At 65.2% G+C, this 14,617-nt stretch carries 12 protein-coding genes and 1 pseudogene; 6 read left to right on the top strand and 7 right to left on the bottom strand.

Annotated elements, in window-relative coordinates; all coding sequences use genetic code 11:
* Nucleotides 1-137 precede the first annotated feature (137 nt).
* Complete coding sequence (locus SPO_RS14450) at nucleotides 138-980, top strand: SDR family oxidoreductase (RefSeq protein ID WP_011048546.1); 843 nt, start codon at nucleotides 138-140, stop codon at nucleotides 978-980.
* Between the two features lie 2 nt (nucleotides 981-982).
* Here SPO_RS14450 and SPO_RS14445 read toward each other — a convergent pair whose 3' ends face one another.
* From SPO_RS14445 to SPO_RS14425, 5 genes are all read right to left on the bottom strand, one after another.
* On the bottom strand, nucleotides 983-2,248 hold the full coding sequence (locus SPO_RS14445) for a hypothetical protein (protein WP_230981744.1): 1,266 nt from the start codon (nucleotides 2,246-2,248) through the stop codon (nucleotides 983-985).
* Between the two features lie 142 nt (nucleotides 2,249-2,390).
* A complete protein-coding gene (locus SPO_RS14440; protein ID WP_051420386.1) occupies nucleotides 2,391-2,822 on the bottom strand; it encodes a hypothetical protein in 432 nt (143 codons plus the stop codon).
* A 7-nt stretch (nucleotides 2,823-2,829) separates the two neighbouring features.
* Entirely contained in the window at nucleotides 2,830-3,570 is a 741-nt protein-coding gene (locus SPO_RS14435) for an SDR family oxidoreductase (protein WP_011048542.1), read from the bottom strand.
* A 3-nt stretch (nucleotides 3,571-3,573) separates the two neighbouring features.
* On the bottom strand, nucleotides 3,574-6,126 hold the full coding sequence (gene pepN, locus SPO_RS14430) for an aminopeptidase N (protein ID WP_011048541.1): 2,553 nt from the start codon (nucleotides 6,124-6,126) through the stop codon (nucleotides 3,574-3,576).
* Between the two features lie 105 nt (nucleotides 6,127-6,231).
* Complete coding sequence (locus tag SPO_RS14425; protein ID WP_011048540.1) at nucleotides 6,232-6,981, bottom strand: GGDEF domain-containing protein; 750 nt, start codon at nucleotides 6,979-6,981, stop codon at nucleotides 6,232-6,234.
* Nucleotides 6,982-7,244: 263 nt separating this feature from the next.
* Between SPO_RS14425 and SPO_RS14420 the strand changes: the two genes are divergently transcribed.
* The 3 genes from SPO_RS14420 (at nucleotide 7,245) to SPO_RS14410 (ending at nucleotide 10,805) form a co-directional block, all read left to right on the top strand.
* Nucleotides 7,245-9,392: a malate synthase G gene (locus tag SPO_RS14420; RefSeq protein WP_011048539.1), complete on the top strand. Its 2,148-nt coding sequence runs from the start codon at nucleotides 7,245-7,247 to the stop codon at nucleotides 9,390-9,392.
* 85 nt (nucleotides 9,393-9,477) lie between these two features.
* On the top strand, nucleotides 9,478-9,903 hold the full coding sequence (locus tag SPO_RS14415) for a GlcG/HbpS family heme-binding protein (protein WP_011048538.1): 426 nt from the start codon (nucleotides 9,478-9,480) through the stop codon (nucleotides 9,901-9,903).
* A gap of 122 nt (nucleotides 9,904-10,025) precedes the next feature.
* Nucleotides 10,026-10,805, top strand: coding sequence for a gamma-glutamyl-gamma-aminobutyrate hydrolase family protein (locus tag SPO_RS14410; RefSeq protein ID WP_011048537.1), 780 nt, complete (start codon nucleotides 10,026-10,028; stop codon nucleotides 10,803-10,805).
* A gap of 257 nt (nucleotides 10,806-11,062) precedes the next feature.
* On the opposite strand, the gene SPO_RS14405 is transcribed toward SPO_RS14410, so the two are convergent.
* Both SPO_RS14405 and SPO_RS23515 read right to left on the bottom strand, forming a co-directional pair.
* The gene (locus tag SPO_RS14405; protein WP_230981743.1) at nucleotides 11,063-11,710 is read right to left on the bottom strand and encodes a hypothetical protein; all 648 of its coding nucleotides are present in this window, start codon (nucleotides 11,708-11,710) and stop codon (nucleotides 11,063-11,065) included.
* A gap of 12 nt (nucleotides 11,711-11,722) precedes the next feature.
* Nucleotides 11,723-11,854, bottom strand: a pseudogene (locus tag SPO_RS23515) (XRE family transcriptional regulator); the annotation flags it as partial.
* Nucleotides 11,855-12,028: 174 nt separating this feature from the next.
* Between SPO_RS23515 and SPO_RS14400 the strand changes: the two are divergent.
* The gene (locus SPO_RS14400) at nucleotides 12,029-13,597 is read left to right on the top strand and encodes an ABC transporter substrate-binding protein (protein ID WP_011048535.1); all 1,569 of its coding nucleotides are present in this window, start codon (nucleotides 12,029-12,031) and stop codon (nucleotides 13,595-13,597) included.
* 75 nt (nucleotides 13,598-13,672) lie between these two features.
* On the top strand, nucleotides 13,673-14,617 hold the full coding sequence (locus SPO_RS14395) for an ABC transporter permease (protein WP_011048534.1): 945 nt from the start codon (nucleotides 13,673-13,675) through the stop codon (nucleotides 14,615-14,617).

Raw genomic sequence — 14,617 nt, 5'->3', positions numbered from 1 at the left:
GTGCCTCTTGTCCGCTTGGTTCAAACCGCCTTCTAGGCCCGCGCGCGGCGTTGGGCAAGGGGGCAAGGGGAAAGGGGCTTGATCTCAATCATGGTTGAGGCGGCAGGTTGGACCGAATCCGGATAGGAGGCATGAGAATGAAGCTGTTTGTAACAGGGGCCAGCGGGCTGGTCGGGGGCGCGGTGCTGCGCGCTGGCGTGGCGGCGGGGCATCAGGTCGCGGGACTGGCCCGGTCCGACCGTGCGGCGGAGCAGGTCAGCGGCGACGGCGGGCAGGTCTGTCGCGGCGACCTGCGGTTGCCCGGGGGTTGGGTGGCAGAGGCGGTTGCGGCGGATGCGGTGATCCATGCCGCGGCCACGTTCGGCCCGGATATGGGCGACGTCGATCGCGCCGCGATGGAGGCATTGGTGAGGGCAGCGCGCCGGGCCGGGCGCCGTCCACGTCTGATTTATACTGGCGGCATATGGCTTTACGGCGATACTTGCGGGCAGATCAGGGATGAGAGCGCGCCCTTTGATCCCGCCACCCCCTGGGCTTGGATGCTCGGCACCGTTGCGATGCTAGAGGCCAGCGATGCCACCGATCTGGCGGTGCTGCACCCCGGCGCGGTCTATGACAGCGACGGGGGTGGCATGCTGGAACGGTTCCGTGTGCCCGAGGTCGAGATCCTGGGAGACCCGGCGATCCGCTGGCCGCTGGTGCATGCCGATGATCTGGCACAGGCCTATCTGCTGCTGGCGGGGATGCAGGGGCAGGGCGGCCATTTCCTGGCCACCGCCGAACCGGGCCGCCCGGTGGGCGAGATCGCACGCTCCGTGGCGGGCCCGGACGTGCCGATCCGGGTGCTCGACCGGGCCGAGGCCTTGGCGCGCTACGGTGATAGCGCGGTTGGGCCAATGCTGGATCAAAGGCTGGCCGCGCCCCGGCTGCGCGCGCTGGGCTGGTGCCCGCGCTTTGACGATGTCACCCACAGCCTGTGAGGTCAGGCGCCGTGCAGTTGCGGGCCCTCGGGGGTGAACACGACCCGGTTGCCGTTGCGGATCTCGTCGCGAAACAGGCTGGCGATGATCTGCAAGGCATCCGCCCGCCCGCGCGCGGCAAAGCGGCTGGGAGAGCTGACGCGCATATTGTTGTCGAACCCTTCCGAGGCATGCGCCCAGATCATCGGATGCACTTCGGTCAGATGGTCGCGGATCAGCCAGTCGGCGGCATCGCAGATCTGCATGCGGTTCAGGTCGGCCTCTTCATGCAGGCCGATATTGCCGCGCAGCGTCACCGTGCAATAGGCCGCCAGCAGGTTGATCGTTTCCTGTTCGGGGCGGGCGCGGGCGATGTCGCGCAGCCCGTCGATGAAGAAGTCGACATCGACACGGGCACAGGCCTCTTCGTCCTGGGCGATGGCGTCCAGGTAGACCCAGGTATAGCCTCCGGCCCCCCAGATATCCTGCGTTCGCGCGGCGGTGCGGCGGGCCTCCAGCTCCAGTTCCGCGTAGGAACCGAACCAGCGCGGCAGCAGGTGGTTGCCCAGCGCGCGCATGTGGCGGGAGTTATGCCGATCGAGGTCGATCAGCGCCTCGTAACAATCGGCGACCCTGCGCTGCGACGTCCGGCGCCCGGCGAGCAGCGCGCAACAGGCCGCCTGCAGTATCGGGCTGTCCATCTTGACGCCGCACCAGGGCGACAGGATCTCGATGGCACGGTCGAAATGGGCGGCGCATTTCTCGCGGTTCAGCCGGGGCACGATGGTATCCCAGCCGGTGCCGCGCCAGGCCCAGGCCAGGTCGATATGGGTCAGCGCGACGATCAGTGCGATATAGGGGTCGTCGGGATGGTCCTGACGCACGAACTCCAGCGCCCGGATGCCGTCGATCAGCGGCGCCTGGTCGGTGCGGTGGCTGTCTTGCAGGGCCTCCTCTACCGCCAGCACCACATCCGAGCGCGCGCCAAAGGCCAGCAGATCGGCGACCGGCGTGCCGCCCTCGGTGGTCTCGCGGGTGGCATCGGCGGCCCGGATCGCATCCGAGAGATCCTGCCAGCGTTCCTGGCGGGCCAGAAACTGGCCATGTGCCCGCAGCCGGGCGCAATCGGCTTCGTCGCGGCCATGTTCGGCCACCGGAATGGAGAGGAAATCTTCAAGCCGGACGGGGCTGCGCGGCTGTTTCTGTGCTGACAAATCGACCGCGCGACCGAAAAGCCGCGCGGTCAGGTCAGGCAAGGAACTCAGCAAGGTGCGGGAGTGTTTCAGCATACTGGTTAACGCTTGGCCTGTTTGGTGTCGAATTGGTCTCAAGCTGACGCTGATTTGCGGCACAAAGAAGGCCGCGGCAGGGTGTTTCGGGACAGGTTTTGCGGCAAGCCTGGGCGATTGGGCCTGCACCGGCATCAATCCGCTAACGACCGGCGAAATGATGCCGAACAACGACCAGTCCGCGCGCGGTCAGGATTTCCTCGAACCGGCGATGCGGCGGCAGGCATTCCTGGGGCAGGCGCACCTGTTTGCCCGAATGCAGGTACAATGTGGCGCGGACGGTGAAATCCCAGCGGGTGTCGAGCCGGACCTGGGCGATCTCGTCCAGCGCGACGGCGCCGTCGAGCCGGCCGGAAAACCAGCTGAGCCGGGTGGCGTCCAGATCGAGCCCCGCGCGGCGGTCGCTCAGGATCTCGAACAGGAGCGGCAGTGTCGGCAGGGCGAAAAGCGCGATCAGCCACCAGGCGGCATCAAACAGCACCACCGCCGCAACCAGCCCCGCCCAGATCGCCGCCAGCAGGGCCAGATTGCGCGGGCTGCGGGCGTGGCGGACATAACGGAGCGGTTCGGTCATCGCTGGGTCACCTTCCGCCGCTGACATCCAGCGTGGTGCCAGTGACATAAGACGCCGCATCCGACAGCAGGAAAAGCACCGCCTCGGCCGCCTCGGTCGCGGTGCCGGTGCGCCGCATCGGCACGCCCGGAGCCAGTCGTTGTGCCCGGTCCGGCTCGCCGCCCTTGGCGTGGATGGCGGTCTCGATCAGGCCGGGGCGCAGGGCGTTCACGCGAATACCCTCTGCGGCGACCTCGTCGGCGAGGCCCTTGGTAAAGATGTCGATGGCGGCCTTGCTGGCGGCATAGTCGACATATTGATTGGCCGAGCCCAGCCGGGCGGCGGCGGAAGAGAGATTGACGATGGCGCCGCCCTGGCCATGGGCCTGCATCCGCAGCACCGCCTCTTTGGCGACCAGAATGGCGCCGATCACGTTGACATCGAACATGCGTCTCAGCCGCGCATGGGTCAGATCGGTGACCCGGGCGGCGTGATCGACGATGCCGGCATTGTTGACCAGCCCGTCGAGCCGGCCAAAGCCCTCATCCACCCGGGCATAAATGCGCCGGATGTCTTCGGGATCGGCCACGTCGCCGGGACACAGGATCACCTGGGCGCCCGCGTCGCGGGCGGCCTCGGCCACCGCCTCGGCCCCGGCCCGGTCCTGCCGGTAGTTGAGCGCGAGGTCATAGCCGCGCGTCGCGGCAAGGCGGGCGGTTGCGGCGCCGATCCCGGCGCTGGCCCCGGTGATGAGGAGGGTCGGGCGCATCGCTCAGCTGCCCCGGATGCGGGTCAGCATCTCGGTGGTGTCGCGGCTGAGGTTTGGTTGCGCCAGAATGCGGTCCAGCTGGGCGCCGATCAACGCCTGCCGCCCCTCGTCATAGCGCCGCCATGTCTGGAAGGCCGCGCACATGCGTGCCGTGGTCTGCGGATTGACGGGATCAAGGCGGATCAGCCAGTCGGCCAGCAGCTGATAAGCCGCGCCCGAGGCATGGTGGAACCCCGCGTGATGCATGGCCAGCGCGCCGAACACAGCGCGGAAGCGGTTCGGATTGCGCCAGTTGAACTCGGCATGCGCGCTGAGACGTCGGGCGGTCTCGGCCGTCTGCCCGGGCGCGGCCATCGCCACCTGAAGGCCGAACCATTTGTCGATCACCAGCCGGTCGCCGCGCCATTGATCGTAGAAGGCCGCCAGTTCGACCTCGCCCTTGCCGGCCTTGAGCAGGCAGGACAGCGACGAGAGTTGCAGCGACATATTGTCGGCGCGGGTAAAATCCGCCGCCGCCTGCGCGCCGCCATCGAGCCGCGACAGCAGTGCCAGCGTCGCGCTGCCCAGCGCGCGCCTGCCCGCCTGGTCCGCATCGGGGCGGAAGGGCGCGTCGACCTGGGCCTCGGCCCTGAGCCGGGGCAGCAGATCCTGCATATGCTGGGCGGTGGCCTGGCGCAGGGTCTCGGTTGCATCCCAGATCGCCTGCGGATCGGGGGTCAGGCCGCGCTGCTGCAGGCTGGCGGCCAGTTCCGACTGGCTGGGCAGGCCCAGCATCAGCGCGCGATAGGCCGGGTCCAGCCCATCGTCGCGCAACACCGCCACCAACCCGTCCAGATAGGCGGTATCTGGGGCGGTGCCCTCGATGATCATGTCGAGCAGGCATTGCCCGGCCAGCGACCGGCCAGCCTCCCACCGGTTGAAGGGATCGGTGTCATGGGCCAGCAGAAAGGCGCGCTGCTCGGGCGAGAGGTCATGGTCCAGCACCACCGGCGCCGAGAAATCGCGCAGCACCGAGGCAACGGGCCGCGCCGCCAGCCCCTCGAAGGAGAAGCTCTGCCGCGCCTGCGTCAGCTCCAGCACCTCGGTTGCATGCACCTCGTCGCCATTGGGGTTCAGCAGGCCCACGGCAACCGGGATCACCTGAGGCAGCTTGTCGGGCTGGCCGGGGGTGGCGGGCGTGTCCTGCGACAGGGTCAGGGTAAAGGTGCCGTCCTGCCAGGCCTCCTCGACCGTCAGGCGCGGGGTGCCGGCCTGGCTGTACCAGTGCTTGAACTGCGCCAGGTCGCGCCCGGTAACATCCTCGAACACCTTGAGCCAGTCCTCGATCGTGCAGGCCTGCCCGTCATGGCGCGCGAAATAGAGGTCCAGCGCCTCGGCATAGGCGGCATCGCCCACCAGCCGTTTGAGCATGCCGATCACCTCGGCGCCCTTTTCATAGACGGTGGCGGTGTAGAAGTTGTTGATCTCCTGAAAGCTCTCGGGCCGCACCGGATGGCTGAGCGGGCCCTGATCCTCGGGGAACTGGCGCCCGCGCAGGTCGATCACGTCGCGGATGCGTTTGACGGGCGCGCTGCGCAGGTCCGAGGTGAACTGCGCGTCGCGGAACACGGTCAGCCCTTCCTTGAGGCAGAGCTGGAACCAGTCGCGGCAGGTGATGCGGTTGCCGGTCCAGTTGTGGAAATACTCATGCGCGATGATCGCCTCGATCCGTTCGAAATTGTCGTCGGTCGAGGTTTCTGGGCTGGCCAGCACGGCGGCCGAGTTGAAGATGTTAAGCCCCTTGTTCTCCATCGCCCCCATGTTGAAATCGTCGACCGCGACGATGTTGAACACGTCCAGATCGTATTCGCGGCCATAGACCTCTTCATCCCAGCGCATCGACTTTTTCAGCGCCTCCATGCCGAAGGCGCATTTGTCCTCGTCGCCGGGGCGGACCCAGAGGTTCAGATCGACTTCGCGGCCCGAGACGGTGGTGAACCTGTCGGAATGGGCCACCAGATCTCCGGCCACCAGCGCAAAGAGATAGGCCGGTTTGGGCCAAGGGTCGTGCCATTCTGCAAAGCCCTCGCCGCTGTCGACCGGGTTGCCATTGGACAGGAGCACCGGATGCGTGCCGTTGATGCGCACGGTGAAGGTGCTCATCACATCGGGGCGGTCGGGGTAATAGGTGATCTTGCGGAACCCTTCGGCCTCGCATTGGGTGCAATACATGCCGTTGGAGAGATAGAGCCCTTCGAGCGCGGTATTGGCGGCTGGCGCGATCTCGACCTCGGCCTCCCAGACAAAGGGGGTATCGGGCGCGGCGCAGGTCAGGCCGGCATCGGTGATCTCGGGCGTGACCTCGGCGCCGTCGATGGCGGCGCGGATCAGGCGCAGCTCTTCGCCATGCAGAAAGAAGCGGTGACCCGGGGCTTCGGGATTGGGGCGAAAGGCGATGCGCGAGGTGACGCGCGTGGCATCGGGCGCCAGGTCAAAGGTCAGGTGCACCTCGTCCACCAGATATCCGAACGGGGTGTAATCCTTGAGGTGGATGGTGGTGGGGGCGGCGTCGCGCATGGGAACCTCGGCTGCTGTCGCTTTGGCGAGACGTTAGGTAGAACGCGCCGGGGGCGCAAGCGGCGCTCCTCCGCCCTGCGGGCGTCCTCGCGCGCCCGGGGGGCGTCAGGGCGCGCGCCGCGCCTGGGCCGTTTCCCGGGACTTTCCCGCACGTGCAAGCCGTCTGGCGGCGACCACCTGATTGCGGCCTTGGGCCTTGGCGCGATAGAGCGCCTCATCGGCCCGTTTCAGAACATCGCCCACGTTCTCTTGCATCTGCCGTATTTCGATACCGATCGAAATCGTGCAGGACAGCTTGCGCCCGTCGATCATCACGGACTGTGCTTCGACCGCCTGGCGAATCGCCTCGGCCCGGAATTCGGCCGCTTCGAGGTCGAGGCGGGGCACGTAGATCACGAATTCCTCGCCGCCAAAGCGGGCGGCGATACCTTCGGGCAAGCTGGACCTTTGCAGGACACGGGCGACCTCGATGATGACGAGATCGCCGACGTCGTGACCGTAGGTATCGTTGATCTGCTTGAAGTGGTCGATATCGGCGATCAGGATCATGCCGGCTTCTTCCGGCTCCTGTTCCAGTTTCTCGAGCAGACAGGCGCGGTTGTAGAGTTGGGTCATCTGGTCGATGCGGTTGAGGTGGGCCAGCTGCTGGTTGAGCTTGTCGATCTCGAGCAATCTTTCGGCGCCCCAATGCGTGGCCAGCGGCGCCACCAGCAAAGGCACGATGATCGCGGGGCGCAGCGACTGGGGATCGAGTGTACCGACCACGATCACTGTGACGATCACCGATGCGATCACCGAAACCAGGGTGACAACGGCCACTGCGGCCCATTTCTTGCGGCGGGTGTTGATTCTCACGTCAATGCAGCCCTGCGATCGATTTCATGACCATTCTGCACGGCTTGCTTGCCAGGCTCTTAACTGTGGCGTTCCGGTTTCCTGCAAATTTACTCAATTCCGGTTTCAGTCGCGGCGCCCTCGATGTGATTTTCTTGAAATGTGGGAAGAACTTTCTTCTGACAGAGCGGGATCGCCGGACCGGGCCGTGTTGCCCTGTGCGCGCGCATTCGCGATAACCGGGGTATGCAATTGTACACAGGCGATAAGGTGGAGACGCGATCATGAGCGGCAGAGTGGAACGGAACGGGCTGGAAATCGCTGGGGAACTGGCGGCGTTTGTGGAAACGCGTGCTTTGCCCGGCACCGGGGTAGAACCGGACGCGTTCTGGGCCGGGATGGCGCGGATGGTGGCCGAACTGGGGCCGAAGAACCGCGCGCTGCTGGATCGGCGCGCGGCGCTTCAGGCGCAGATCGACGCCTGGCATGTCGCCCATCGCGACAAGCCGCATGATCACGAGGCCTACAAGACCTTCCTGGCCGAGATCGGCTATCTGCTGCCCGAAGGTGCGGCCTTCGAGATCGAAACGGCAAATACCGACCCCGAAATCGCCTCGGTGCCGGGGCCGCAGCTGGTGGTGCCGATCACCAATGCCCGTTATGCGCTGAACGCCGCCAATGCCCGCTGGGGCAGCCTGTATGACGCGCTCTATGGCACCGATGCCATGGCGGGGCCGGTGCCAGCGGGCGGATATGACCGGGGCCGGGGCGCCCGGGTGGTGGCGCGGGCCCGGGTGTTCCTGGACGAGGCGTTCCCGGTGCAGGGCGTCAGCCATGCCGATGCCCGCCGCTATCACATCCGCGACGGCGCGCTGCTGGTCGATGGTCAGCCGCTGATCGACCCGTCGAAATTCGCGGGCTATCGCGGCCATCCCAAGGCCCCCGACGCGGTGCTGCTGCGCAACAACGGGTTGCATGTGGAGCTGGTGTTCGACCGCACCCATCCGGTGGGCTGCCACGATCAGGCCGGGCTGGCCGACGTGAGGCTGGAAAGCGCGATATCGGCGATCATGGATTGCGAGGATTCGGTCGCCTGTGTCGATGCCGAGGACAAGGTGCAGGCCTATTCCAACTGGTTGGGCCTGATGCGCGGCGATCTGAGCGAGGAGGTGACCAAGGGCGGTGCCACCTTTACCCGCGCGCTGGCCGGCGATCTGGATTATCTGGCTCCCGACGGCAGCGCGATGAGCGTCAAGGGCCGGGCGCTGATGCTGGTGCGCAATGTCGGCCACCTGATGACCAACCCGGCGGTGCTGGATGCTGATGGGGCCGAGATCTACGAGGGGCTGATGGACGCGCTGGTCACCGTTGCCATCGCGATGCATGACCTGAAACGCGCGGGCGGCAATTCGCTCACCGGTTCGGTCTATGTGGTCAAGCCCAAGATGCACGGCCCCGAAGAGGTCGCCTTTGCCGTCGAGACCTTTGACATGGTCGAGGATATCCTCGGCCTGCCGCGCAATACGGTCAAGATCGGCATCATGGACGAGGAGCGGCGCACCAGCGTCAATCTCAAGGAATGTATCCGCGCCGCGAAATCGCGGGTCTGTTTCATCAACACCGGGTTCCTCGACCGGACCGGCGACGAGATCCATACCTCGATGGAGGCGGGGCCGTTCAGCCGCAAGGATTTCATCAAACGCAAATCCTGGATCACCGCTTATGAGAACCTGAATGTCGATATCGGCCTGGACTGCGGGCTGTCGGGCAAGGCCCAGATCGGCAAGGGCATGTGGGCGATGCCCGACCGGATGGCCGCGATGATCGAGACCAAGATCGAACATCCCAAGGCGGGCGCCAATTGCGCCTGGGTGCCCAGCCCGACGGCGGCCACCCTGCATGCGCTGCATTATCACAAGGTCGATGTCTTTGCGGTGCAAGGGGCGCTCAAGTCCGGCGGGCGGCGGGCGCATGTGGACGGGATTCTGGAGATTCCGCTGGCCAGCTTCCGCAAATGGTCATCCGAGCAGATCCGGCGTGAGGTGGAAAACAACGCGCAGGGCATCCTGGGCTATGTGGTGCGCTGGGTCGATCAGGGGGTGGGCTGCTCGAAAGTGCCCGATATCAACGATGTGGGCCTGATGGAAGACCGCGCCACCTGCCGGATCTCGGCCCAGCATATCGCCAACTGGCTACATCACGATGTGGTGGATGCCCAGGAGGTGATGGCCGCGATGCGCAAGATGGCGGCGGTGGTCGATGAGCAGAACGCGGGCGATCCGGCCTATCATCCGATGGCGCCCGGGTTTGACGGGATTGCCTTTCAGGCGGCCTGCGATCTGGTGTTCAAGGGGCGGGTGCAGCCTTCGGGCTATACTGAGCCGGTGCTGCATGCCCGCCGGCTGGAGCTGAAAGCCAGCCTTGGTGCGTGATTGAGAGGGCGGAGCGAGGGGGCCGTCTGCCCCCTCGCGCTCCCCCGAGAGTATTTTCGACCAGAAAGAAACAGGGAGCGGAAAGATGGCAATCAGTTTGCGGCGTGCGCGGATGATCATCCGCAAGGCTCTGGAGAAGGGGCGCGAGATGCAGCTCAAGCCGCTGTCGGTGGTGGTGCTGGATGCGGGGGGGCATGTAATCGCGTTCGAGCGCGAGGATGGGGCGGCGCCGGGTCGCTTCGGTATCGCGCAGGGCAAGGCTTATGGATCGGTCATGCTGGGCATGGCGGGGACCGCGCAAATGGCGCGGGCCGAGGCGCAGGCCTATTTCATGGCGGCGGTCAACGGTGTCTATGGCGGCAAGGTGATCCCGGTGCCGGGCGGCGTGCTGGTGCGGGACAAGAAGGGCGCGGTGATCGGGGCGGTGGGCGTGACGGGCGACACCTCGGACAACGATGCGATTGCGGCAATGTCCGGGATCGACGCCGCCGGGCTTGCCGGTGAAATCTGAGGCGGCGCGGCAATTGTGCGCATTTGAACAGGGGCTTGCGCCCCAATGGGTTCGCCGTTGCTGTTGCGGGGCGCGGGGCTGCGGGATAACCTCTGTTTCAGACATGTGACAAGAGGGAAAACATGGCGCGGCCCGTTGTAGGGATCATCGGCAACTCGTATCTGCTGAACGATCAGTATCCGACCCATGCGGGCGGAACGATGAATTCGGACGCGGTGGCCAATGTCTCGGGCTGTCTGCCGCTGCTGATCCCGGCCGATCCGCGCTATGTGTCGGTGGCCGAACTGCTTGAGGTCTGCGACGGGTTTCTGCTGACCGGCGGGCGGCCCAACGTCCATCCCGAGGAATATGGCGAATGCGAGACCGCTGCGCACGGCGATTTCGACCGTGCCCGCGACGCGATCACCCTGCCGCTTGTCAGGGCCTGCGTCGAGCGGGGCCAGCCGTTCCTGGGCATCTGCCGCGGCTTTCAGGAGGTGAACGTGGCGATGGGCGGTACGCTCTACCCCGAGATCCGCGATCTGCCGGGGCGGATGAACCACCGGATGCCGCCCGACGGCACGCTGGAAGAGAAATTCGCCCTGCGCCATATCGTCAGCGTGACCGAAGGCGGCGTGTTCCACCGCGTCTTCGGTGCCCGCGAGGTGATGACCAACACGCTGCACGGGCAGGGGATCAAGACCGCCGGCGCCCGGATCGAGATTGACGGCCTTGCCCCGGACGGCACCCCCGAGGCGATCTATGTGCGCGACGCGCCGGGCTTTACCCTGTCGGTGCAATGGCATCCCGAATGGGACGCGGCGAGCGATCCGGTCTCGCGGCCGCTGTTCGCCGCCTTTGGCGACGCGGTGCGCGACTGGGCGGCACGCGGAACCGGGCCTGTTTTACAGAAAACGGGCTAGTTCTTCGCCCATCGTCCCCTGAGCTGTAGAGCCGCCGTCAGGCAGCAGTTCCGCCTCCACGAAACCGGAGCGTCAGATGACGGCTGCCCGGCCCGGTTTGCTCATCCAGAACTGTCCTCTCGGCCCATTTCAATGCAAACCCCTACCATATCGCGGCGGCGGCGCAAAAGCAGAGCACGACTTCGAAGGAAGGATGGCCCGCGATAGACCTCGCGCTGGGACATCATTACCCGGTTGTCCGGCGTCTCTACCACGACCTAGTCTGTGCCCTTGTTGTGCCCGCCCAAGAGGATGGAGCGAGCCGTCGGGTCCAGCTTTGCCGAGTTGATGTCGTAGCGTCCCACCTTGCGCATGACATCGCGAAGGGTGGGAAAATCGTCCAGATAGCGCCACACAACCGGCGAGGTGAAGGGGGTGCGCTGGCGGCTGGTGATGCCGAATGTCGTTCCGCGCAGATATTGCAACTGCCCCCGCCCGACGGGGTAAAGCACCGTTTCGACCAGCGCGTCCCGGGCCAGCGTCTGGTATTCCATCACAAAGATGCGGTTGCCCAGCATTGCGACGCGACCGTCGTATTTCGACAGGTAGAGACTGCCATCGTCGGGATCGATGGACCGTTCCAGTGACCGGCAGCGGATCAGGCCGTTCACTTCATCCAGACGGACAATTGCGCAGATGATCGAGTTTTCCCAGCTCTGGGTCAGGAAATAGCTGAGATAGTAGCCCAGATAGCGGCGCAGCGGGATGGTCTGACCGCGAAACGCGGACTCGAACCCGTCGCGGTCCGAATGGGTAACGCTCGGGCCGACCAGCTTGCCTGCCACCGAGGGGTGACTTTCGAACTCGTCAGCAGGCAGCATGAATTCTGCCGGGCGCACGCCGAAATGAACCGCGATCTTGCGCATGTTGGAGGGCGAAGGCCGGGCTGCGCCGCTCAGGTACTTGCTGAACTGCTGCCGGTTAACACCGATTTGGCGACAGACCGCCGAGACCGAAGATTCGGTAGAACACAGAAGCCGCAGGTTGCTCGCGAAGTCATCGATTTGCATTGGCCAACCAACTGAGAGGTTTGATGCCAACATAGTTTGCGAATTGACGCCAAGAAAGCTTAAAATCGCTAAAAGACACTCATGCTTGCTAAATTGCTGAGGCTGTTCGACTGAGGTGAACTCCCATCCAACAAAGGCGTCCCAAAGGCGCTCATTCAGTCAGGGAGACACTCAATGAACAAACCCAATATATCCTGGACCAAGGTCGGCCTGCCGCGCAGGTCCTTCCTGAAGGGCGCGACCGCGCTTGGCGGATTGGCCGCCACCGGCATGATGATGCCGCGCATGGCCCATGCCGCGGGCGGCACGCTGAAAACGCGTACCTATGCCGATATCCGCTCGATGGACCCGGCGTTCAGCCAGGGGGTGGTGGACGAGGAAATCCACGCCGCGATCTATAACAAGCTGATCCAGTACAAGCCGGGCCGCGAATGGGGCTGGCAGCTGGACGCGGCCGCGATGATCGAGCAGGTGGACGACACCCACATCAACTTTGCGCTGAAGGACAACATCGGGTTCACCGGCGGGTTCGGTGCGATGACCGCCGAGGACGTCAAGTTCTCGTTCGAGCGGATCATCGACGATACGCTGGAATCGACCAACAAGCCCGATTGGGGGCCGTTGGATCATGTGGAGGTGACGGGCGAGCGGACCGGCACCATCGTGTTGAAGAACGCGTTCCAGCCGCTGTGGTCGATCACGCTGCCTTACATCGCGGGCAATATCGTGTCCAAGGCCGCGTTTGACAGCGTCGGCGGCAAGATCGACACCCAGCCGGTGGCGACCTCGGGCCCCTATCTGCATGCGGGCTGGGAGCCGAAGCAGAAAACCACCCTGCGCCGCAACCCCGACTGGAAGGGGGAGGCGGCCGCGTTTGACGAGATCCAGATCTATCACATCGACGATGAGAAAGCCGCCGAGATCGCGTTCGAGGCGGGCGAGATCGACTTTACCCGCGTCAGCCTGGACAGTGTCGAGCGGCTGAAGTCGAACCCGATCGCGGGGGCGACGCTGGAGGAATTCCCGTCGCTCTACTATGTCTGGGTCGGCATGAACCTCGATAATCCCAAGCTGGGCAATCTGAAGCTGCGGCAGGCGATCCAGCATGCGATCGACGTGCCCACGATCATGGCGGCGGCCTATTTCGGGGCGGCGGAACCCTCGACCGGGATCATTGCGCCGGGTCTGTCGGGGCATCGCGACGCGCCGCTGACCGGTATGTCGGCGGATCTGGAAAAGGCGCAGGCGCTGATGGCCGAGTCCGGCGAAGCCGGGGTCTCGTTGGCCATCGACGTGTTGAACAAATCGGCCAACGTGACGGCGGCGCAGATCATCCAGGCCAATCTGGCGGCCATCGGCGTCACGCTGGAAATTCGCCTGCACGAGGGCGCGACCTTTTGGGAGCTGGGGTCGAACGAGGAGCTGGAACTGGTGCTGAACCGTTATTCGATGACGCCCGACCCTTATTACGCGACCTCGTGGTTCATCACCGAGCAGGCGGGCGTGTGGAACTGGGAGCGGTTCCGCTCGGAAGAGTTCGACAAGCTGCATCTGGCGGCGCAATCCGAGGGCGACCCGGCCGCGCGCGCGGCGATGTATGCCCGGGCACAGGACCTGATGGAGGAAAGCGGCGCCTACAAGTTCCTGACCCACGAGGCGACGCCGGTGATCTATCGCGACAGTGTCACTCCGGCGCTGCGGCCCGACGGGCTGCCGCTTTATCGCTACTTCGGCACGGCCTGAATATCCTCCCAAAGGCCGTTGGGGGCGCAGGTCAGAGCTGTGCCCCCTTCTTTTCCCTGAAAGACGGGGTACCCCATGCTGTCCTTCATCTTCAAACGGATCGGGCTGGCGGCGGTGATCACGGTTCTGGCCGTGTCGTCGCTGTTCCTGATCGTCCACATGATCCCGGGCGATCCGGTGTCCACCATGCTGGGGCCGCGCGCCACGCCCGAGATGCGTGCCGCGCTTGAGACGCGGATGGGGCTGGACAAGCCGCTGATCGTGCAGATCGGGCTGTTCTTTGCAAACATGCTGCGCGGCGACCTGGGGATGGATGTGTTTTCCAACCGCCCCGTGACAGAGATCGTGCTGAACCAGGTGCCCTTTACGCTGACACTGATCCTGTTCTCGATCACATGGTCCGCGGTTCTGGGGATCGCGCTTGGCTGTTATTCGGCGGTGAACCGCAATTCGCTGGGTGACCGGCTGACCGGTATCCTGTCGGTTTCGGTGATCGCGGTGCCTGCCTTCGTGGTGGCGCTCTATTCCCTGCTGATCTTTGCGGTGAAACTGCAATGGTTCCCGGCCATCGGGGCCGGGGATGCGGGGGATTGGGGCGATCAGCTGCACCATCTGGTGCTGCCGAGCCTTGCCATCGGCCTCAGCTGGGTGGGCTATATCGCACGCCTGGTGCGGGCCTCGATGCTGGAGGTGATGGGCGAGGGGCATATCCGCACCGCGCGCGCCTTTGGCCTGCCCGAGCGGCGGATCGTGTTCGGCTATGCGCTGCGGCTGGCCATCCTGCCCACGGTCACGGTGATCGGGGTTGGCATGGGGTTCCTGCTGTCGGCGGCGGTGTTTACCGAGATCGTGTTCTCGCGCCCCGGCCTGGGCAAACTGGTGATCGACAGCATCACCACGCGAAACTACCCGGTGGTGATGGGCTCGGTCCTGTTTTCCACCCTGATCTTTGTCGCCTCGACCACGCTCGCCGACATCGTCAACGCCATTCTGGATCCCCGGATCCGGGCCGGGAAATGA

The sequence above is a fragment of the Ruegeria pomeroyi DSS-3 genome, from assembly GCF_000011965.2.
In the GTDB taxonomy this organism is placed as follows: Bacteria; Pseudomonadota; Alphaproteobacteria; order Rhodobacterales; family Rhodobacteraceae; genus Ruegeria_B; species Ruegeria_B pomeroyi.
The sequence above is the reverse complement of the archived record's forward strand: the minus strand, read 5'-3'. Positions and strand labels throughout refer to the sequence as shown.

Coding starts and splice junctions, on each gene's coding strand:
- SPO_RS14435 (WP_011048542.1), bottom strand. CDS start 3,570: ATGCGCCCGACCCTCCTCATCACCGGGGCCAGCGCCGGGATCGGCGCC.
- SPO_RS14440 (WP_051420386.1), bottom strand. CDS start 2,822: ATGACCGAACCGCTCCGTTATGTCCGCCACGCCCGCAGCCCGCGCAAT.
- SPO_RS14450 (WP_011048546.1), top strand. CDS start 138: ATGAAGCTGTTTGTAACAGGGGCCAGCGGGCTGGTCGGGGGCGCGGTG.
- SPO_RS14395 (WP_011048534.1), top strand. CDS start 13,673: ATGCTGTCCTTCATCTTCAAACGGATCGGGCTGGCGGCGGTGATCACG.
- SPO_RS14405 (WP_230981743.1), bottom strand. CDS start 11,710: ATGCGCAAGATCGCGGTTCATTTCGGCGTGCGCCCGGCAGAATTCATG.
- SPO_RS14410 (WP_011048537.1), top strand. CDS start 10,026: ATGGCGCGGCCCGTTGTAGGGATCATCGGCAACTCGTATCTGCTGAAC.
- SPO_RS14415 (WP_011048538.1), top strand. CDS start 9,478: ATGGCAATCAGTTTGCGGCGTGCGCGGATGATCATCCGCAAGGCTCTG.
- SPO_RS14400 (WP_011048535.1), top strand. CDS start 12,029: ATGAACAAACCCAATATATCCTGGACCAAGGTCGGCCTGCCGCGCAGG.
- pepN (WP_011048541.1), bottom strand. CDS start 6,126: ATGCGCGACGCCGCCCCCACCACCATCCACCTCAAGGATTACACCCCG.
- SPO_RS14420 (WP_011048539.1), top strand. CDS start 7,245: ATGAGCGGCAGAGTGGAACGGAACGGGCTGGAAATCGCTGGGGAACTG.
- SPO_RS14445 (WP_230981744.1), bottom strand. CDS start 2,248: ATGCTGAAACACTCCCGCACCTTGCTGAGTTCCTTGCCTGACCTGACC.